The sequence below is a fragment of the Curtobacterium salicis genome (assembly GCF_011759505.1).
GTDB lineage: Bacteria > Actinomycetota > Actinomycetes > Actinomycetales > Microbacteriaceae > Curtobacterium > Curtobacterium salicis.
Map to the genome: position 1 here is coordinate 326,207 of NZ_JAAOYO010000003.1, position 17,441 is coordinate 343,647.

The 17,441-nt window shown below is 72.5% G+C and carries 20 protein-coding genes; 5 read left to right on the plus strand and 15 right to left on the minus strand.

The window, feature by feature from the left end; all coding sequences use genetic code 11:
* Positions 1 to 344: 344 nt before the first annotated feature.
* Positions 345 to 1,265: a LysR family transcriptional regulator ArgP gene (locus tag E9228_RS10055; protein WP_208385810.1), complete on the minus strand. Its 921-nt coding sequence runs from the start codon at positions 1,263 to 1,265 to the stop codon at positions 345 to 347.
* 68 nt (positions 1,266 to 1,333) lie between these two features.
* Between E9228_RS10055 and E9228_RS10060 the strand changes: the two genes are divergently transcribed.
* Positions 1,334 to 2,122, plus strand: a complete 789-nt coding sequence (locus tag E9228_RS10060; protein ID WP_166780430.1) for a LysE family transporter — start codon at positions 1,334 to 1,336, stop codon at positions 2,120 to 2,122.
* A gap of 87 nt (positions 2,123 to 2,209) precedes the next feature.
* Here the strand turns inward: E9228_RS10060 and E9228_RS10065 are convergent, their stop codons facing one another.
* From E9228_RS10065 to E9228_RS10085, 5 genes are all read right to left on the minus strand, one after another.
* Positions 2,210 to 3,682 (minus strand): APC family permease, encoded by a 1,473-nt coding sequence (locus E9228_RS10065; protein ID WP_166780431.1) that lies wholly within the window; start codon positions 3,680 to 3,682, stop codon positions 2,210 to 2,212.
* Between the two features lie 77 nt (positions 3,683 to 3,759).
* Entirely contained in the window at positions 3,760 to 4,647 is an 888-nt protein-coding gene (locus tag E9228_RS10070; protein ID WP_341849856.1) for a hypothetical protein, read from the minus strand.
* A gap of 61 nt (positions 4,648 to 4,708) precedes the next feature.
* A complete protein-coding gene (locus E9228_RS10075; protein ID WP_166780433.1) occupies positions 4,709 to 5,533 on the minus strand; it encodes an alpha/beta fold hydrolase in 825 nt (274 codons plus the stop codon).
* Positions 5,534 to 5,831: 298 nt separating this feature from the next.
* The gene (locus tag E9228_RS10080) at positions 5,832 to 6,344 is read right to left on the minus strand and encodes a methylated-DNA--[protein]-cysteine S-methyltransferase (protein WP_166780434.1); all 513 of its coding nucleotides are present in this window, start codon (positions 6,342 to 6,344) and stop codon (positions 5,832 to 5,834) included.
* A complete protein-coding gene (locus E9228_RS10085) occupies positions 6,341 to 8,002 on the minus strand; it encodes an AlkA N-terminal domain-containing protein (RefSeq protein WP_166780435.1) in 1,662 nt (553 codons plus the stop codon). The genes E9228_RS10080 and E9228_RS10085 overlap by 4 nt, the downstream gene beginning before the upstream one ends.
* 104 nt (positions 8,003 to 8,106) lie before the next feature.
* Here E9228_RS10085 and E9228_RS10090 point away from each other — a divergent pair, with 104 nt between their 5' ends.
* Positions 8,107 to 8,667, plus strand: a complete 561-nt coding sequence (locus tag E9228_RS10090; RefSeq protein WP_208385812.1) for a molybdenum cofactor biosysynthesis protein — start codon at positions 8,107 to 8,109, stop codon at positions 8,665 to 8,667.
* Positions 8,668 to 8,751: 84 nt separating this feature from the next.
* Here E9228_RS10090 and E9228_RS10095 read toward each other — a convergent pair whose 3' ends face one another.
* The 5 genes from E9228_RS10095 to folE form a co-directional block, all read right to left on the minus strand.
* Positions 8,752 to 9,300 (minus strand): type 1 glutamine amidotransferase domain-containing protein, encoded by a 549-nt coding sequence (locus E9228_RS10095; RefSeq protein WP_166780436.1) that lies wholly within the window; start codon positions 9,298 to 9,300, stop codon positions 8,752 to 8,754.
* 172 nt (positions 9,301 to 9,472) lie between these two features.
* The gene (locus tag E9228_RS10100) at positions 9,473 to 10,129 is read right to left on the minus strand and encodes an HAD-IA family hydrolase (protein WP_341849857.1); all 657 of its coding nucleotides are present in this window, start codon (positions 10,127 to 10,129) and stop codon (positions 9,473 to 9,475) included.
* 82 nt (positions 10,130 to 10,211) lie between these two features.
* Positions 10,212 to 10,958 (minus strand): dihydrofolate reductase family protein, encoded by a 747-nt coding sequence (locus E9228_RS10105; RefSeq protein WP_166780437.1) that lies wholly within the window; start codon positions 10,956 to 10,958, stop codon positions 10,212 to 10,214.
* On the minus strand, positions 10,955 to 11,896 hold the full coding sequence (gene folP, locus E9228_RS10110; RefSeq protein ID WP_166780438.1) for a dihydropteroate synthase: 942 nt from the start codon (positions 11,894 to 11,896) through the stop codon (positions 10,955 to 10,957). The genes E9228_RS10105 and folP overlap by 4 nt, the downstream gene beginning before the upstream one ends.
* Positions 11,896 to 12,531 (minus strand): GTP cyclohydrolase I FolE, encoded by a 636-nt coding sequence (gene folE / locus E9228_RS10115; RefSeq protein WP_208385988.1) that lies wholly within the window; start codon positions 12,529 to 12,531, stop codon positions 11,896 to 11,898. Before folE ends, folP begins: the two co-directional genes overlap by 1 nt.
* A gap of 154 nt (positions 12,532 to 12,685) precedes the next feature.
* On the opposite strand from folE, the gene E9228_RS10120 reads away from it, so the two are divergent.
* Positions 12,686 to 14,155 carry a solute carrier family 23 protein gene (locus E9228_RS10120; RefSeq protein WP_166780440.1) on the plus strand — a complete coding sequence of 490 codons (1,470 nt, stop codon included), beginning with the start codon at positions 12,686 to 12,688 and terminating at the stop codon, positions 14,153 to 14,155.
* Positions 14,156 to 14,259: 104 nt separating this feature from the next.
* Here E9228_RS10120 and E9228_RS10125 read toward each other — a convergent pair whose 3' ends face one another.
* Positions 14,260 to 14,715, minus strand: a complete 456-nt coding sequence (locus E9228_RS10125) for a hypothetical protein (RefSeq protein ID WP_166780441.1) — start codon at positions 14,713 to 14,715, stop codon at positions 14,260 to 14,262.
* A gap of 135 nt (positions 14,716 to 14,850) precedes the next feature.
* Between E9228_RS10125 and E9228_RS10130 the strand changes: the two genes are divergently transcribed.
* Both E9228_RS10130 and E9228_RS10135 read left to right on the plus strand, forming a co-directional pair.
* Positions 14,851 to 15,114, plus strand: a complete 264-nt coding sequence (locus E9228_RS10130; protein ID WP_166780442.1) for a hypothetical protein — start codon at positions 14,851 to 14,853, stop codon at positions 15,112 to 15,114.
* A gap of 70 nt (positions 15,115 to 15,184) precedes the next feature.
* Positions 15,185 to 15,706 carry a DUF1697 domain-containing protein gene (locus E9228_RS10135; RefSeq protein ID WP_166780443.1) on the plus strand — a complete coding sequence of 174 codons (522 nt, stop codon included), beginning with the start codon at positions 15,185 to 15,187 and terminating at the stop codon, positions 15,704 to 15,706.
* A gap of 33 nt (positions 15,707 to 15,739) precedes the next feature.
* Here E9228_RS10135 and E9228_RS10140 read toward each other — a convergent pair whose 3' ends face one another.
* From E9228_RS10140 to budC, 3 genes are read right to left on the minus strand one after another with little or no spacing between them, the layout of a single operon-like run.
* Complete coding sequence (locus E9228_RS10140) at positions 15,740 to 16,027, minus strand: hypothetical protein (RefSeq protein ID WP_252727977.1); 288 nt, start codon at positions 16,025 to 16,027, stop codon at positions 15,740 to 15,742.
* A gap of 60 nt (positions 16,028 to 16,087) precedes the next feature.
* Complete coding sequence (locus E9228_RS10145; RefSeq protein WP_166780445.1) at positions 16,088 to 16,552, minus strand: prevent-host-death protein; 465 nt, start codon at positions 16,550 to 16,552, stop codon at positions 16,088 to 16,090.
* A 49-nt stretch (positions 16,553 to 16,601) separates the two neighbouring features.
* Positions 16,602 to 17,369, minus strand: a complete 768-nt coding sequence (budC, locus tag E9228_RS10150; RefSeq protein WP_166780446.1) for a meso-2,3-butanediol dehydrogenase — start codon at positions 17,367 to 17,369, stop codon at positions 16,602 to 16,604.
* Between the last annotated feature and the right edge of the window lie 72 nt (positions 17,370 to 17,441).

Below are 17,441 nucleotides of genomic sequence, written 5' to 3' on the forward strand. Positions count from 1 at the left end.
CCCGGACGCGGTGGTCCGGCGCGGACGGAGGCTGGGGTTCCTCGTCCGTGGCACGGTGCCCGCCGAGGGTGCGGCGTGCACCGGATCGGTCCGCCCTCGGGAGACAGGACCGGTGTTCGGTGTGTGTTCGGATGTGCCGACGACCCGTGCCGTCGGTGGAGCGATCGTACGACACGGTTCGCCCGGCGCATGTGACGATCGTGTGAACATGCCCCCTGACCAGGGGGCACCGGCCTGTCCCCCGGCGGGTCGTGCGTTCTGGGGACAGTGGACTCCGGGTGGGCGTGGCTGCCGCCCGGGTGGGCACGGCTGCCGGCGCGCTGGTGGGCGTGGCTGCCGCCCGGTCACCCCGGCTGGTGCAGCCGCTCCGCCGCGACCGAACGGACGGCGTCGGTCACGCGTTCCAGGAGCGGCGACGCCAGGTTCCACCGCTGCCACCAGAGCGCGACGTCCGCCCGCCGCGCGGGGGTGAGCTCGACCAGCGCACCCCGCTCGAGTGCGCCGAGGCACTGCGCCTCCGGCAGCAACCCCCACCCGAAACCGAGCTGCACGGCTCGTGCGAAGTCCGCCGAGTTCGGGACGAAGTGCCGCGGACCGCTCGGAGCGTGCCCGAGCACCCGGCGGAGGAAGCCCTGCTGCAGGTCGTCGTCGCGGTCGTAGTCCACGAGCGGCACCCGGTCCAGCCGGGTCGTCATCCGCCGCTCGGTGTCCGCGCCGTCCAGGTACCGGCGGACGAACGACGGGGCGGCGACGGCCCGGTAGCGGTCAACGCCGAGCGGGACCGACGAGCAGCCCTGCACCGGCTCCGACTCGGCCGTGACCGCCGCCATCACGGTGCCGGCGCGCAGGAGTTCGGCGGTACGGTCCTGGTCCTCGCGGTGCAGGTCGAAGACCACCTCGGTGTCGGCCCGGACGATCGCGAGGGCGTCGAGGAACCACGTCGCGAGCGAGTCCGCGTTCACCGCCAGGGGGATCGACGGCGTCCGGCCCGGGACACCCGCGTCCGGCACGTCGAGGGCCCGGGAGGTCTCCTCGTCCAGCAGCCGCACCTGTCGCGCGTGCCGGAGGACGACCTCGCCGTCCGGCGTCGGCGCGATCGGGGTGGTCCGCTGCAGCAGCACCCGGCCGACGAGCTGCTCCATCGCCTTCACCCGCTGCGACACCGCGGAGGGCGTGATCGACAGCTCGCGAGCGGCCGCGTCGAAGGTCCCCGCGTCGACCGCGGCGAGCAGGGTCTCGAGATGGTCTCGCTGGAACCGCACCATCACGACAGCTTACGGCGCACCAGGATCATGAGCTGGTCTGCGGGCTGCCGGACCCCTACGGTTCCCCTGTGACCACGCCGCTCGATGCCCTGCTCCCCGCCCTCTCCGGCCTGGGCACCGGGCTGGCCCTGATCGTCGCCATCGGGGTCCAGAACACCTACCTGCTCCGACTCGCGGTCAGCGCCCGCCTGGGGGTCGTCGCCGTCGCGGTGGCGGTCTGCGCGCTCTCCGACGCGGTGCTCATCATCGCCGGCGTGCTCGGCGTGGGGGCGGTCGTCGAGCGGGTGCCGGCTGCACTGCTCGTCACCCGGTTCGTCGGCGCCGCGTTCCTGCTGACGTACGGGGTGCTCGCGGCCCGACGGGCGCTGCGACCGTCGGGCGAGGCCATCCGTCTCGACGAGCGGGCCGCCGAGGACGGGGTGCCCGTCTCGGCGGGTGCGGGCACCGGAGCCGACGGCCTGGAGGCTGCACCGACGTCGCGGGGGGAGGGCGCGCCTCCCGGTCGGGCCGGTCTGGGCGACCGGCGTCCCGGCGACGGGCGTCCGGGCGGGGACCCGACGGGGCCGACGATGCGCGCCGCGGTCCTCACCATGCTCGTCTTCACGTGGGCGAACCCGCACGTGTACCTGGACACGCTGGTGTTCCTCGGGTCGGTCGCGAACCGGCAGGGGGTCGACGACCGGTGGTGGTGGACCGTCGGGGCGGTCGCGGCGAGCTGCCTGTGGTTCGGCGCACTCGGCTTCGGCGGCCGACTGCTGCGCCCGCTGTTCGCGAAGCCGCTGACCTGGCGGGTCTTCGACGCCCTGGTCGCCGTCGTGATGCTGGCCTTCGGCGTGAGCCTGCTCCTCGGCGCCTGACGGGGATCGCGAAACACCGGTGTTCGTCTGTCGCATCGCGATTCTGCGCGGCGCGCCAGACGAACACCGGTGTTCCGCAGAGCCTCGCTACTCGCGCATCGCCTTGCCGACGCGGCTGTTGCGGCGGCTGTAGCCGAAGTAGATGGCGAAGCCGATGACGAGCCAGACGACGAAGCGGATCCAGGTCTCGACCTCGAGGTTGAGCATCAGCCAGAAGCAGAGCACGGCGGACAGGATCGGGACCACCGGCGACCACGGCACCCGGAAGGACCGCGGTGCGTCCGGGCGCGACTTCCGCAGCACGATGATGCCGATCGACACGAGCACGAACGCGGAGAGCGTGCCGATGTTGATCAGTCCCTCGAGCTTCTCGACCGGCGTGAACCCGGCGAGCACCGCGACGACGATCCCGGCGATGAGCTGCACCCGGACCGGCGTCTGCGTCTTCGGGTTCGTGACCGAGAACCAGCGGGGCAGCAGGCCGTCACGGCTCATCGAGAAGACGATGCGGGACAGACCGAGCAGCAGCACCATGACGACGGTGGTCAGACCGATGAGCGAGCCGATCGCGATGATGCCCGCGGCCCACGGCAGGCCGACGATGTCGAAGGCCGAGGCCAGCGACGGGGCGTCCTCCTGCGCGAGCCGCTTGTACGACACCATGCCGGTGATGACGATGCTCACGCCGACGTACAGCAACGTCACGATGCCGAGGCCGATGAAGATGCCGCGGGGCAGGGTCTTCTGCGGGTTCTCGGTCTCTTCGGCGCTGGTGGCGACGACGTCGAAGCCGATGAACGCGAAGAACACGAGCGACGCCGCGGCGAGCAGGCCGAAGACGCCGTACTGCGCGGGCTCGGATCCGGTGGCGAAGGACACGAGCGACTGGGTCCAGACGCTGCCCTCAGCGCCCTTCGACGGCTCGGCCGCGGGGATGAAGGGCGTGAAGTTCGCGGCCTTGACGAAGAAGGCGCCGACCACGATGACGAACAGGACGATCGCGACCTTGATGACGGTGATCACCGCCGAGACGCGGCTCGACAGGCGGGTGCCGAACGCGAGCAGCGCCGTGAAGACGCCGACGATGAGCACCGGCCCCCAGGTGAAGCCGATCGGGCCGATCGCGATGGTGCTCGGCAGCGTGACGCCGAACACGTCGAACGCGGTGCTGAGGTAGATGCCCCAGTACTTCGCGATCACGGCGCTGGCGGTCAGGGTCTCGAGGATGAGGTCCCACCCGACGATCCACGCGAGCAGCTCGCCCATCGTGGCGTACGTGAACGTGTACGCGGAGCCGGCGACCGGGATCGTCGAGGCGAACTCGGCGTAGCACATGATCGCCAGGCCGCACGTGACGGCGGCGAGCAGGAACGACACGATGACGCCGGGGCCGGCGAAGTTCGCGGCGGCGTTCGCGCCGACCGAGAAGATGCCGGCGCCGACCGCGACGGCGATCCCCATCGCGGCGATGTCGAACGTCTTCAGGGAGCGCTTGAGCGAGCGCCCCTTCTCGTCAGCGTCGGCGAGCGACGCCTCGATGGACTTGGTGCGGAGGGCCATGGACGATCCCGTCATCGGAGCAGGCGGACCACGGAAGGGTAGTGGTATACCGCACGCCGGTGCAACCGGAGGCGCGGTCAGACCACCGAGTCGGAGCGGCCCGCACGCCAGGCGCGGAGGAACCGGGCACCGGCCTCGTCGTGGATGACCCCGTCCGGCGCGGTGAGCACCGGGTACGGCGTCTCGGGCACACCGTCAGCCGGACGGACGTCCACGTGGGCGACCCGGTGTCCGTTCGCGTGCAGCCAGTCGGCCATCGCGTAGTCACTCCGGGAGTCGCCGACGGTACGCCACTCCAGCGGGAGGGCACCGTCCTCGGCGAGGAGTTCGAGTGCCCGCTCCGCCCCGAGGTCCTTGCCGCTGCGGTCGGACTCGATGTCGGTCGAGATGATCGTGGGGTCGACGCGCCACGCCACCGCTCCGTGCTCGTCCGGACGCACGTCGTCGAGCCGGCGGACCCCGAGACCCCGACGCTCGAGCGCGGCCATCGCCTGGGCGTCGAACGCCGGCTGGCGCGCCAGGTAGGCCGCACTGTCCACGTCGACCAGCTGCTCGACGGACACCATCGCGTGCTTCGTCTCGTCGAAGAACACCAGGTCGGCGTACTCGTCGCGGACGAGCTCACGCATCTCGTCGGCGAAGTCCCGCGGCAGCGCCAGGTCCTCGGCGACGGTCAGGTCGCCCATGCCGTCCGGGAACCGGGGGCTGATCGAGCACCAGACGGCGCCCTTCTCGCACACCGCGTGCACCCGACCGCCCGCGGCGAGGCCACCGGCGAGGAGCGGACCGACGACCTGCTCACGGATGAAGGCGTCGCTCCGCCCGGTGTTGAACACGACCGGGATGCCCTCGGCCGCCAAGGCGACGAGGTCGTCGACGATGCTCGGGATCGCGATGGTCCGCGACAGCGGGCTGGCGATCGGGCCGTCGACGTCGAGCAGGAGTCCGAGGCGGGGTGCGTTCACCCGTCCATCCTGGCCCAGGTCAGCGGGCACCGGAGCAGGGGTCCGTGCGGGTCGGGACCGTTCAGTGCGGGTCGGGACTGGGCTGGGTCTGGAGGAAGCCGTCGACCGTGCTCCGCAGCACCGCGGGGTCCGGCACGTGGCCCTGCCCCTCGAGCACCACGGCCGTCGAGCCCGGCACGGTCTCGACCACCGCGCGCGCGGCCGCCCGGGTCCACGTCGGGCCGGTGGTGCCCGCGGCGACGAGCACCGGGACGCCCACGGAGGCGAGGGCCCGCTCCGGCACCACGAGGCCGCTGAGCACGCGGACGTCACGGCCGAGGACCCCGGCGTCGGCGAGCAGGGCCTTCCACAGCTTCGGCTTCAGGGGCACGGCGGACACCTGGAGCATCGGGACGCCGAGCACCCGGGTGAGGTAGGCCCGGACAGCGGCGGCTCGGCGTCCGCCCGCGATCATCTCGTCGAGGCGGTCGGCGAACAGGACGTCGTCGGTGTGCGCGTCGACACTCGCGCGGTACGGCGGTTCGTAGAGGACGGCGCGACCGACGGGCACACCGGTGGCGACGGCGTGCAGGACGACCGCGGCACCGACGCAGATGCCGAGCAGGTCCGCGGGGCCGTCGACGTCGGCGACCACGGCGGCCAGGTCCTCGATCTCCCGCTGGACGGACCACGGTCGGGTGTCACCGCTCTCCCCACGGCCACGCCGGTCGTAGGTGACGACCTGGTAGCGGTCCGAGAACGCCGCGACGACGCCGTCCACGAACGGGGTGCCCCGGTGGTCGAACGCCCCGCCCACGAGGACGAGCGCCGGGCCGTCGCCGCTCGACGAGACCGCGATCCGTGTGCCGTCAGCAGACAGCACCGATCGGTCGGCGGTGGTCGTCATGGCGTCCTCGTTCGGTCTCGACGGCGACTGGCGCGTCCCGGGTCGTGCCGCACTGGTGGGTGCCACACGCATCGCGCTCGACGCTGATCTCGGTCCACGGTGTTCGTGGACCACGCCGTCGTCGCGAGTCTGACAGGCCCGGCCTCCCCCGTCATCACCCACGTCCTGGGGGAGCGCTTGGTGCCCGCTGTGAACGCGTGCCCTGTCCGAGGGGTGGGCGCGGGGCCGGTCGGACGCGGGTCCGGCGCGGGTCGGACGCGGGTCCGGCGCGGGTCGGACGTCGGTCTGACGTGCCCGCTCAGACCAGGGCGTCGGCAGCCACAGACTCGCGTTCGAGCAGCGCCCGCTTGACGTCGAGACCCCAGGCGAACCCGCCGAGTGAGCCGTCGGAACGCAGGACCCGGTGGCAGGGGACGAACAGGGCGGGGGCGTTCCGGGCGCAGACGCTGGCGGCAGCGCGGACCGCGTCCGGTCGGCCCATCGCGCTGGCGAAGGCCGTGTAGGTCAGCGTGGACCCGACCGGGATGTCCCGGAGCCGCCGCCAGCCCTCTGCGAAGAGCTCGGTACCGACCTGGTGGACGGGCACCTGCATGGCGTGTTCGGGCTCGCCGGCGTAGTACGCGTCCACCGCATCGGCAGCGCGCACCTGCCCGTCGAGGACCCGGGCCGGGCGGTGCCGTTCGGCCAGACGCGCGAGCACCCGGTCGGGGTCGGCGGTCCACCCCGAGGCGAGGACCCGCCCGCGGTCGTCCTCGAGCACGGTGAAGGGCCCGTCGGGGGTGGAGAGGGTGGTGAGGACGGCGTCGGTCATCGGGGTTCCTTCCCGGAGTTCGTGGAGGTCGCTGCGGTCCGGTCCATCGCGCGATCGATGATCGGCCGCCAGCAGTGCATCGTCAGGTAGCTCCGCCAGGGGGCCACCCGTTCCGACCATAGGGAGAGTTCCCGCGCCGTCCCGGGCAGCCCGAGTTCCTGTGCACCGTTCCGCACGGCGAGGTCGCTGTGCAGGAAGAGATCGGGGTGGTGTCGGACCCGGAGCGCGACGTAGTCGGCCGTCCACGGTCCGATCCCCTTGACCGCGAGCAGACCCGAGCGGAGTTCGTCGAGGGACTGCCCGCCGTGGACCACCAGGGTGCCCTCGGCGAGCGCCGCCGCGACGCGCACGATCGTGTCGACACGGGCGGCGGGGCCGCGGAGGACCTCCCGCCCGCGCTCGGCGATCACGGCGGCACGGGGGAACAGCCGGACGACGGAGTCGTCGAGATCGGACGACTCCGGACCCGCGACCACACCCGGCACGAGTCCCGCCGCCACCGGTACGCCCAGCGCCGCCACGAGCCGCGTCTGCGCAGTCCGGGCCGCCGCGACGGACACCTGCTGCCCGATGAGCGTGCGGAACACCACCTCGTGCGCGTCCACGGCCCCCGGCAGTCGCATCCCGGGCACCCGTGCGACGACCGGTGCGAGCTCGGGCACCGCCGCGAGGGCGGCGTCCACCGCCACCGGGTCCGCGTCGAGGTCGAACAGCGACCGCACCCGGGCCACGAGCGTGGGCAGGTCGGACAGGTCGGACAGCCGGACGAGCAGGTCCAGTCCGGTGCGCACCCGGCCGGCGCGAGCACCGGACCCGGCCCCGTCGGCGACCGCAGCCGTCGCGCGGAACCAGCCCGGGCCTCCCGGCAGGTCCAGCACGCGCCCGTACGAGGCGACCCGCCCCGCCGCGTCGAACCCGACCTGCTCCATGCCGGCGAGCGCGTGCAGCGCATGCCACTCGAGGAGGCCCTGCACGTCGAACGGCGGCCGCGCCGGCAGGTGCACGCGGAGCGCACCGTCGCCGCCCGGCGCGACCCGCCGTCGGGACCGCAGTCCGGTGGGGGTGAGCGCGAAGACCTCGCGGACGGTGTCGTTGAACTGGCGGATGCTGGCGAAGCCGGCGGCGAACGCCACGTCGGCGATCGGCAGGTCGGAGGAGGTGAGCAGGGTCCGCGCGGTCTGCGCCCGGTGCGCGCGGCTGAGGGCCTTCGGTCCGGCACCGAGTTCGTCGGTCATGATCCGGTTGAGCTGCCGTTCCGAGTAGCCGACACGGGCGGCGAGGCCGGGCACGCCCTCCCGTTCGACGACCCCGTCGAGGACCAGGCGCATCGCGCGGGCGGCGACGTCCTCGCGGAGGTCCCACTCCGGGCTGCCGGGGGTCGCCTCGGGCAGGCAGCGGCGGCATGCGCGGAAGCCGGCGAGGTGCGCGGCGGCGCTCGTCCGGTAGAACGTGACGCCGCTCGAGCGGGGTGTGCGGGCGGGGCAGCTCGGGCGGCAGTAGATGCCGGTGGAGTGCACGGCGGTGACGAACTGCCCGTCGAAGCGGGCGTCCCGCGAGGCCGCGATCCGGTACCGCTCGTCGTGCACCGAGTCGGGCAGCGCGTCGGGCACCGCGGCGGGCACCGCGGCGGGCAGCGCGTCGGCTCCGGTGGTCGTCATGCGGTCAGCCTGGCACGGGCCGACGACACCGGACTGGCGGGAATCGGACGTCGCAGCACCGTGGGTGGACGGGCCGACCGGGAGGCACGGCTACCGTCGACCGCATGGCTCCCGTCCCCGACCCGGTCGCCTTGGTCACGCTGCCGTACGCCCGCGACGTCGAGGTGACGATGCTGCTGGTCTCCCGGCGGCACCGCTACGAGGGACGCCCCGCGGACGGCGCGTCACCGGCCGAGGAGGAGGAGCTCCGCGACCGCGTCGAACTGCGTGCCGGACTTGGGATCGTCGGCGACCGGTACTTCGCGGCCCGCGCGCACGTGCACGCGTCGGTGACCCTGATCGGGGTCGGCGGACTCGAGGCGGTCGGTCGCGAGCTCGGGGTGTCGATCGACCCGGCGGCGACCCGGCGGAACGTGTTCCTGCGCGGCGTCGACGTCGAGGCGCTGCGCGGTGAGCCGTTCTCGCTCGACTCCGGCGACGGCCCGGTCCTGTTCCGTGGGTACCGGCCGGCGAACCCGTGCGCGTGGATGGACACCGAGGTGGCTCCCGGGGCGTTCCGGGCGATGCGCGGGCGGGGCGGGGTGCGCTGCGACCCGGAGTCCGACGGGGTGCTCACGACCGGCCCGGCCGTGCTCCGCACCGCGCACCCGGTCCCTGCCAGCTGACGGTCCCGCGAAACGCAACGCGGGCGGTAGCACGCGACGGAGTACCGCTGCGTGCTGCCGCCCGGGTTGCGTTTTGCGGTTGGGTCAGGCGAGGGCGGCCTGGATCGCGTCGACGAACGCCGGCAGGTCGCCGGGGTTCCGCGAGGTGATGATCGTGCTGCCGGTCTCGTCGACCTGGACCTCCTGGTCGACCCACTCGGCGCCGGCGTTGCGGACGTCCGTCTGCAGCGAGGGGAACGAGGTGATCGTGCGACCCGGCAGGACCCCGGCCTCGACGAGGGTCCAGGGGCCGTGGCAGATCGCCGCGATCGGCTTGCCGGCCGCGACGAACGCCTTCACGAGGTCGATCGCCGTGGACTCCTGGCGGATGGTGTCGGCGTTGATCGTGCCGCCGGGCACCACGAGGGCGTCGAAGTCGCCGGCCGAGACACCGTCGAGGGTGGTGTCGACGTCCACGCTCTTCCCCGGGTCCTTGTCGCCGACCAGGGTCTGGATCGAGCCGGACTCCTTCGCCGCGACCGTCACGGTGGCGCCGCGCTCACGGAGCTGGTCGGTGGGGACGACGATCTCGTCCTGCTCCACGCCGTAGTTCGTCGCGATGACGAGGATCTTCTTGCCGTCGAGGGCTGCCATGGTCACTCCTTCCGCAGGCCGGGGTCTCCGGCTGCGCACACCACGGTCGTCGGACGCCGCTGGGTACGTTCGCAGTGCGGCGGGGACGTCGCCCACCCGGGCGATCGCTCAGCCGGGGACGTCGCTCAACCGGGGATCGCCCAGCCGCGGATCGCTCAGCCGGGGACGTCGCTCAGCCGCGGATGCGGAACCCGTCGCCCTCGGCCGTCACCGTGACCCCGTCGTACCCCGTGATGCGCACCAGGTCCGCCGGCAGGTCGGCGGGGGCGAGCGGCCCGACGGCGACGGTCGTCGCACCGGAGGCGAGCGCAGCCTCCAGTCCGGCCGGGGCGTCCTCGAAGGCCAGGCAGTCCTCGGCCGCGACGCCGAGCAGGGCCGCCCCGCGCAGGTAGCCGTCGGGATGCGGCTTGCCGTGCTCGACGTCGTCTGCGGCGACCACGGCGTCCGGGACGGGCACGTCGGCGGCACGCATCCGGTTCACGGCGAGCTCTCGCGGGGCGCTGGTGACGAGCGCGACGGGCACGCCGGCGGCGAGCAGTCGGCGGACGAACGCACCGGCACCGGGGACCTCGATGATGCCCTCGGTGTTCTCGACCTCGTCGTTGACGAGTTCGAGTGCGACCCGCCGCTGCTCGTCGGGCTCGAGGTCGGGCAGGAAGTGCCGGATCGTGTCGATCGTCTGTCGGCCGTGCGAGAAGCCGAGGATCGTATGCGGGTCGAGGTCGTGGTCGGCGCCGAAGCGACCCCACGCCCCCTCGACGATGGCGGTCGAGTCGACGAGCGTCCCGTCCATGTCGAACAGGACCCCGGACACCACGACGTCGATCACGCGCCCGACCCTACCCGGCGGGCACGACCGCCGAGGCGTCAGCGAACCGCGACCGCGCCGTCGGCGAACCGGGACCGCCCCGTCAGCGCGCCCGGACGTACCGCGTCAGGAGCACGTCGCCCGCTCCGTGCAGCACGTGCGCGAGCCGCATCGACCGCAGCTCCGGCGACGACCCGTGGACGATGCGCCCGCCGTCGCCACCCTCGAGTGACGGGTCGATCGACAGGCACAGCTCGTCGACCAGATCCGCGGCGACCAGTGCGCCGAGGAAGGACGGCCCACCCTCGCAGTGGATGGTGCGGAGGCTCCGGTCGACCAGGGCGGCCCGGACCTGGGCGGGGTCGACGGAGTCGTCGCCGCACGACACCACGTCGGCGACGGCCTCGAGCGCGTGTCGCCGCGAGGGGTCCGCGGACGCCGAGGTGAGGACGACCGGCCGGACCGGCGCCTCGGTGAACACCCGCGACGTCGGGTCGAGGCCGAGCGACCCCGTGACGATCGCGAACACCGGCTGGTCAGGCAGTCCGTGCTCCCGGCGCCAGACGACGTCGGCGTCGTGCAGCACCATCGGCCCGTACCCCTCGTCGCGAACGGTGCCCGCGGCGACCAGCACGACGTCGGCGACCCGGCGCAGCAGGTCGAACACGCGCAGGTCGTCGTCCCCGCCCATGGACCCGGACTTCCCGGCTGCGGTGGCGGAGCCGTCGAGGGAGCTGACGAAGTTCACGCGGAGCCAGCCGCCGTCAGCAGTGCCCGCGGCACCGTCCGTGTAGGCGTCGAGCAGCTCGTCGTCGGACAGGTCGGCGATCGGGTCGGGCAGGTGCGTCACGTGTTGTGCCTCGCTTCCAGGGGTGCTCGCCAGCCGAGGACGGTCTCGACCATGCGCATCGCGTCGACGGACTCGACGACGTCGTGCATCCGGACGATGCGGGCGCCGAGCATGGCGCTGACCGTCGCGGCCGCGAGCGTCCCGGACAGCCGTTCGCCGCGGGGACGGCCGAGGCTCTCCCCCACGAAGTCCTTGTTCGACACCGCGGCGAGGACCGGGTAGCCGAGGGCGACGACCTCCGGCAGGCGCCGGGTCAGTTCGAGCGTGTGCACGGTCGTCTTGTTGAGGTCGTGTCCCGGGTCGATGATGATCCGGTCCTCCGGGATGCCAGCGTCGAGCGCCCGGTCGACGCGCAGCCGCAGGAAGGCCGCGACCTCGCCCGCCACGTCGGCGTACTGCGGCTTCGGGTACTCCTGCCGGGGGGCCGCGAGCGAGTGCGTGATGACGATCGTCGCGTCCGAGTCCGCGACGACGGCGGCCATCCGCGGGTCGGTCAGGCCGGTGGTGTCGTTGACGACACTGGCGCCGGCGGCGATCGCGGCGGCAGCGACCTCGGGCCGGAAGGTGTCGACGCTGATCGTCACGTCGGACTGCTGCGCGACCTGCTCGACGACGGGGAGGACGCGCTCGATCTCGTCGGCCGCGGACAGCTCCGGCCCGGGAGCGAACTTCACCCCGCCGATGTCGACCCAGTCGGCGCCCTGCTCGGCCGCGGTGACGGCGGCCTGGACCGCGCGGTCCAGGGCGAACGTGCGGCCCTTGTCGTGGAACGAGTCCGGCGTGCGGTTCACGATCGCCATCACCGCGATGCGGTGGTCGAAGTCGAAGGTGCGTCGGCCGATGGTGCGGACCGGTTCGCGCAGGTCCGGGACCACCCACCCGGGTCCGGTCGCACCGGCTGCACCGGACGGGAGGCCCGTGCCGAGTCCGACGCGCATCAGACGTCCGCCCCGGCTCCGGTGTCGGTGCCGGTCCCGGCTCCAGCGCCGGCTCCGGCCCCGGCCCCGGCCCCGGCTCCGATGAGCGCGATCGCCTCGGCGCGCCCGGCCGCGTCGGCGAGGATCCCGCTCGCCGCGACGGTCACGGTCGTGGAACTCGTCTGCCGCTCGCCCCGGGTCGTCACGCACTGGTGCTGGGCGTCGAGGACGACCAGCACGCCGCGCGCCTCGAGGCCCTCCTGCACCGCCTGGACGACCTGCTCGCCGAGACGCTCCTGCAGCTGCGGACGGGAAGCCAGCGCCTCCACCACCCGCGCCAGCGTCCCGAGCCCGATGAGCCGCTCGCCCGGCGCGTACGCCAGGTGCGCGGTGCCGAGGAACGGCAGCAGGTGGTGCTCGCACACCGAGCGGAAGAGGATGTCGCGCACGATCACCAGGTCACCGCGCTCGCCGTCGCCGGCCGGCACGGTGCCGTCGCGGGCGATCTGCGTCGCGTCCTGGTCGAGCCCCCGGAAGAACTCCGTGTAGGCGTCGGCGACCCGCTGCGGGGTGCGCTCCAGCCCGGGCCGGTCGGGGTCTTCGCCGATGCCCGCCAGCAGCTCTCGCACGGCGGCCTCGACACGGGCACGGTCCATGCGCTGCGTCACCCGCTCATCCAACACCGCCGAGCGGCGGTGCAACTGACCACGGAACGCGGTGACGTACCCCGATCACCGGGAACGGGCCTCCAGGACGGCTACCCTGCGGCCGCGACGTGCCAGCGGTCCCAGGTTCCTTTAAACTCGCCCGGTGAGCGCCCCGCAGACATCCAGCCCGCCCCGGAACAGCGTCGCATCCGGCCTCGACCGCTTCTTCTCGGTCACGAAGCGCGGATCGACCATCCCCCGAGAGATCCGTGGTGGTCTCGTCTCCTTCGTGACGATGGCCTACATCGTCATCCTCAACCCGCTCATCCTCGGCGGGTTCAGCGCCGACCAGGCCGCCAAGGACGTCAGCGGCGGGTGGCTCGAGAACGCTCAGGTGGCCGCTGCCACCGGCCTGGTCGCCGGGCTCATGACCATCGCGATGGGTGTCGTCGCGAACCTGCCGTTCGGCATCGCGGCGGGCCTCGGGATCAACTCGTTCCTCGCCGTCAGCGTCGTCCACCAGGTGACCTGGGCCGAAGCGATGGGCCTCGTCGTCATCAACGGGGTGATCATCGTGATCCTGGCGTTGACGGGCATCCGGACGATGATCTTCACCGCCGTGCCCGCGCAGCTCAAGGCGGCGATCACGGTCGGCATCGGCCTGTTCATCGCGTTCATCGGCCTGGTCGACTCCGGCTTCGTGCGCTCCTCGGGGCTCGCGTCCCCGCCGCTGCAACTCGGTGAGGACGGCTCCGTCGGGGCCCTGCCGACGATCGTGTTCCTCATCGGCCTGGTGATCATCGGCACGCTGATGGCCCGCAAGGTCAAGGGCGCCCTGCTCATCGGCATCATCGCGACGACGATCATCGCGATCATCCTGCAGGCGGTCTTCCACGTGCCGACCTCGGTCGACTCGAAGACCGGCTGGAACCTCAACGCCCCGGGCCTGCCGAGCGCGCTGTTCGCCCTGCCCGACCTGTCGCTCGTCGGCCACTTCGACTTCGGCGCCTTCGCCCGCATCGGCCCGCTCGCGGCGTCGATGCTCGTCTTCACGCTGGTCTTCACGAACTTCTTCGACGCCATGGGCACGATGACCGGGCTCGCCAAGGCCGCCGGGGTCGCGGAGAAGGACGGCACGTTCCCCCGCCTCCGCGCCGCGCTCGTCGTCGAGGGTGCCGGTGCGATCGCCGGTGGTGGCGCCTCGGTGTCGTCGAACACGGTGTTCATCGACTCCGCCGCCGGCATCGGTGAAGGTGCCCGGACGGGCATGGCCTCGGTCGTCACCGGTCTGCTGTTCCTGGCCTCGATGTTCCTGACGCCGCTGACGCAGGTGGTCCCGCTCGAGGTCGCCGCCGCCGGACTCGTCGTCGTCGGTGCGCTCATGGTGGCGCAGGTCGCGGACATCGACTGGTCGGACTTCGGGTCGGCGCTGCCGGCGTTCCTGACCATCGTCGTGATGCCGCTGACGTACTCGATCGCCAACGGCATCGGCGCGGGCTTCATCAGCTGGGTGCTCATCAAGGCGCTGTCCGGCAAGGGCCGGCAGGTCTCGTGGCTGCTCTACGTCGTCGCCGCGGGCTTCCTGCTGTACTTCGCCCGCGGCCCCCTGGAGGCCCTGCTCGGCGTCGGCTGACCCGACCCCGCAATACGCAACCTGGGCGGTTGCTCGCAACGGTATCCCGTGGCGAGCAACCGCCCAGGTTGCGTATTGCGGAGGGGACGGACGGGAGGCCCGGCTCAGTCCGGCAGGTCGGTGGGCGTCGCCTCGTGGTGACGGTGGGCCGGCGTGCGCCGGTCCTCCTTCATGCCCGCCTCGAACAGGTGGCGCTTGCCGCCGACGAGCTCCTCACGCGCCGTGCGCTCGAGTTCCTTCGCGGTGGCGTAGTAGCCGTCGTCGTAGTCCTCGACGATCTGGAACGTCCACCGCCCGGCGATCACGTTCCGACCGACGAGCTCGGTGTCGATGCGCTCCGCCAGTTCGGTGTGCCCGGCCTTCCGCAGCTGCTCCACCGCCTCGCCGATGTTCAGGTCGGCGGTGCCGGTGAGCCGGTGGAAGCCGTAGAGCAGACCGCGGGCGTGCTCGATGACCTCGATCGCCGCGGACAGGCTGCCGAGGGCCTCGACCGTCGCCTCCGAGACCCCGTCCGGGACCTGGTGTGCGGCGTCGGGACCCTGGCTGTCGTCGTTCGTCATGATGCTCGTCTACACGATTGCTCCTCGGCCCGTTGTCGGCGTCCTCCGCAGGACGAACGCGGCGCGCCGGAGCGCTTGCAGGTGTCAGATGACCGACCTAGCATTCGAACACACGTTCGAACGAGGAGGCTCCTGATGATGATCGTCGACACCGCGGTCACCGTGTGGTGGACCGGTGGCACACCCGTCCGACTGGTCTGGCTCGGCCGGCGCTGGCGCGTCACCGACGTCCCGACCCGGTTGACCACGACCCCGTCCGACCTGCCCACCGCCATCACCCACGCACCCGAACGCACCGCGGGATGGCGCTTCCAGGCGACCGCCGAGGACGGCGAGACCCTGGTGGTCGACATCGTGCCGGACGGCAGCGGCTGGACCGTCGCACGGACCTGGACGTGAACGGGGTGGACGAGGCGGACCGGACAGGGCAGTCCTGGACCTCGACCGACCGCCGCGCTACGGTCGCGGCATGACGACCTGGATCGCCCTGCTGCGCGGGGTCAACGTGAACGGCATCACGATCCGGAACGCCGACCTCGCCGACCTGTTCCGCTCCCTGGGCCACACCGACGTGCGGACGGTCCTGGCTTCCGGCAACGTCGTCTTCACCGCCACGGACCCCGTCGACCCCGTCGAACTGCGGGCGTCCGTCGAGCAGGCGCTCCGGGACCGCTTCGGGTACGACGCCTGGATCGTGCTCGTCCGGCACGACGCACTGGCCGACCTCGTCGCGGGGTTCCCCTTCGCGTCGACGGCCGACCGGCACGACTACGTGGTGTTCGCGTCCGAGCCCGCCGCGCTCGACGACCTGCTCGCCGGGCTCGACCTCGACCCGACGGTCGAGCAGGTCGCCCGCGGGGACGGCGTCGTCCACTGGTCGTGCCCGAAGGGGTCGAGCACCTCGACCGCCTTCGCGAAGCGCGCCGGGGCCGCCCGGTTCAAGCGGACCACGACGGCGCGCAACACGAACACGCTCCGCAAGCTGCTCTGATCGGCACGCCGCCCGCCGTCGTGCCGGCCGGGATCACTTGGTCTGGTTCGGGTGGCGCGTGTGGACATCGAGCAGGTGGACGACGCGGTCGGCCTCGTCCACCACGAACCAGATCCGCGCTCCGCGCTTGAGCTCGAACTGCCGCCGAACCCAGTCCCGCCCGTCGTGGGTCACGGTGCCGAGCTGACCTCGGAGGGCGTGACACGTCAGGTCCTCCGAGAGTGGATCGGTCGAGAGCCGGTCCCACGCCACGACGACCGCGTTCCGTTGCGTGGCGACGAGGTCGCGCCATCCCTGCTCGGCGGATCGCGTCGCGAACACGATCGTGTACTCGTCGGTCCGAACGGGGCGAGCGACCCCCGATCGCCTCGGCACCACCGCTCAGGGCTTCTCGACGACGACCGGTCGTGCGAGGGGCTCCGGCTCGACCGAACCCCACCCGGCGGCGATCGCCTCGGCCGAGTTCCGCCACGCCTGCATCTCGAGGAGGAGACGGCGTGGCTGCCGGAGTGCGAAGGAGCCACGCGCCACCTCGACGATCTCACGAGCGAACTGCCGCTGGTCCTCGCGACTGAGCATGCCGATCCACGGGTACGGGATCGCGAGACGCTCGTGCAGCGGCAGTTCCTCGTTCACCGTGACGGCAGCGATCAGCTCCGCGGCGATGTCGAGCACGGCTTCGTCCTCGTCCGACCGTTCCTTGGTGGTCAGGACGAGCGGCGCGCCGTCGCGGCGGGTCACCTCGAGGGGCTCCTGCTCGGCCGCCGCGAAGACGTCCTTGGCATGCCGTGACAGATCGGAGGACTGGACGGTGCGCCGCCGACGCGGGGCTGCGAGGAGAGTCATGGAGTGAGGCTATTCAGAACGCGTTCTGAACGCAACACCCACGCCGGCCTCAGGCCTGCGCCGGCTGCCCGTTGCTCGCCATCGTGCCGCCGTCGACGGGCAGGATCGCCCCGGTGATGAACGACGCCTCGTCGCTCGCCAGGAACAGGACCGCCGCGGCGACCTCCTCCGACCGACCACCTCGGCCGAGGGCGATCCGTTCCGAGAACTCCCGCTTGAGCTCCTCGTCCTCCGCCTGCGACTGCGTCAGGTCCGTCCAGATCAGTCCGGGCGCGACGGCGTTCACACGGACGCCGAACCCGCCGTTGTCGAGCGCCGCCGCCTTCGTGAAGTTCGAGACGCCGCCCTTCGCCGCGTTGTAGGGGCTCATCCGCCAGTCCGCGGCCTCGCCGGACACCGACGAGGTGTTCACGATCGAGCCCCTCGTCTCGCGGAGGAACGGCAGCGCGGCCCGCGTGCCGTAGAAGACGCTCGACAGGTCCGTCTCGACGACCCGGCGCCACTCGTCCGGCGAGATGTCGGTGATGTCGCCGGAGGTGAACGTACCGGCGTTGTTGACGAGGACGTCGAGCCGGTCCCACCGGTCGATCGCCGCGTCGACGACCGTCTGCCACGCGTCCGCGTCCGCCACGTCGGCCTGCAGCCACAGCGCCTGCGCCGTCGGCAGCGAGTCGGCGACGTCACGCACCTTCTCCTCGACGCTGTCCACCAGGACGACGCCGGCACCCTCGGCGACGAACGCCCGTGCGGTCGCCTCGCCGATACCGGACCCCGCGCCGGTGACGATCGCGACCTTGCCCTCGAACCGCTTGCCCATGGTCTGTTCCTCTCGCGTCGGTGGTCCCCGCAGCGGGACCCCGTCGGCCCGGAGGACACGGGAGACCACGGT

What these genes read in the sequence shown, in the direction of transcription:
- E9228_RS10055 (WP_208385810.1), bottom strand. Translation starts at nt 1,265, where the DNA reads ATGGTGCGGTTCCAGCGAGACCATCTCGAGACCCTGCTCGCCGCGGTC.
- E9228_RS10065 (WP_166780431.1), bottom strand. Translation starts at nt 3,682, where the DNA reads ATGGCCCTCCGCACCAAGTCCATCGAGGCGTCGCTCGCCGACGCTGAC.
- E9228_RS10075 (WP_166780433.1), bottom strand. Translation starts at nt 5,533, where the DNA reads ATGACGACCACCGCCGACCGATCGGTGCTGTCTGCTGACGGCACACGG.
- E9228_RS10080 (WP_166780434.1), bottom strand. Translation starts at nt 6,344, where the DNA reads ATGACCGACGCCGTCCTCACCACCCTCTCCACCCCCGACGGGCCCTTC.
- E9228_RS10085 (WP_166780435.1), bottom strand. Translation starts at nt 8,002, where the DNA reads ATGACGACCACCGGAGCCGACGCGCTGCCCGCCGCGGTGCCCGCCGCG.
- E9228_RS10090 (WP_208385812.1), top strand. Translation starts at nt 8,107, where the DNA reads ATGGCTCCCGTCCCCGACCCGGTCGCCTTGGTCACGCTGCCGTACGCC.
- E9228_RS10095 (WP_166780436.1), bottom strand. Translation starts at nt 9,300, where the DNA reads ATGGCAGCCCTCGACGGCAAGAAGATCCTCGTCATCGCGACGAACTAC.
- folP (WP_166780438.1), bottom strand. Translation starts at nt 11,896, where the DNA reads ATGCGCGTCGGACTCGGCACGGGCCTCCCGTCCGGTGCAGCCGGTGCG.
- folE (WP_208385988.1), bottom strand. Translation starts at nt 12,531, where the DNA reads ATGGACCGTGCCCGTGTCGAGGCCGCCGTGCGAGAGCTGCTGGCGGGC.
- E9228_RS10125 (WP_166780441.1), bottom strand. Translation starts at nt 14,715, where the DNA reads ATGACGAACGACGACAGCCAGGGTCCCGACGCCGCACACCAGGTCCCG.
- E9228_RS10130 (WP_166780442.1), top strand. Translation starts at nt 14,851, where the DNA reads ATGATGATCGTCGACACCGCGGTCACCGTGTGGTGGACCGGTGGCACA.
- E9228_RS10135 (WP_166780443.1), top strand. Translation starts at nt 15,185, where the DNA reads ATGACGACCTGGATCGCCCTGCTGCGCGGGGTCAACGTGAACGGCATC.
- E9228_RS10145 (WP_166780445.1), bottom strand. Translation starts at nt 16,552, where the DNA reads ATGACTCTCCTCGCAGCCCCGCGTCGGCGGCGCACCGTCCAGTCCTCC.
- budC (WP_166780446.1), bottom strand. Translation starts at nt 17,369, where the DNA reads ATGGGCAAGCGGTTCGAGGGCAAGGTCGCGATCGTCACCGGCGCGGGG.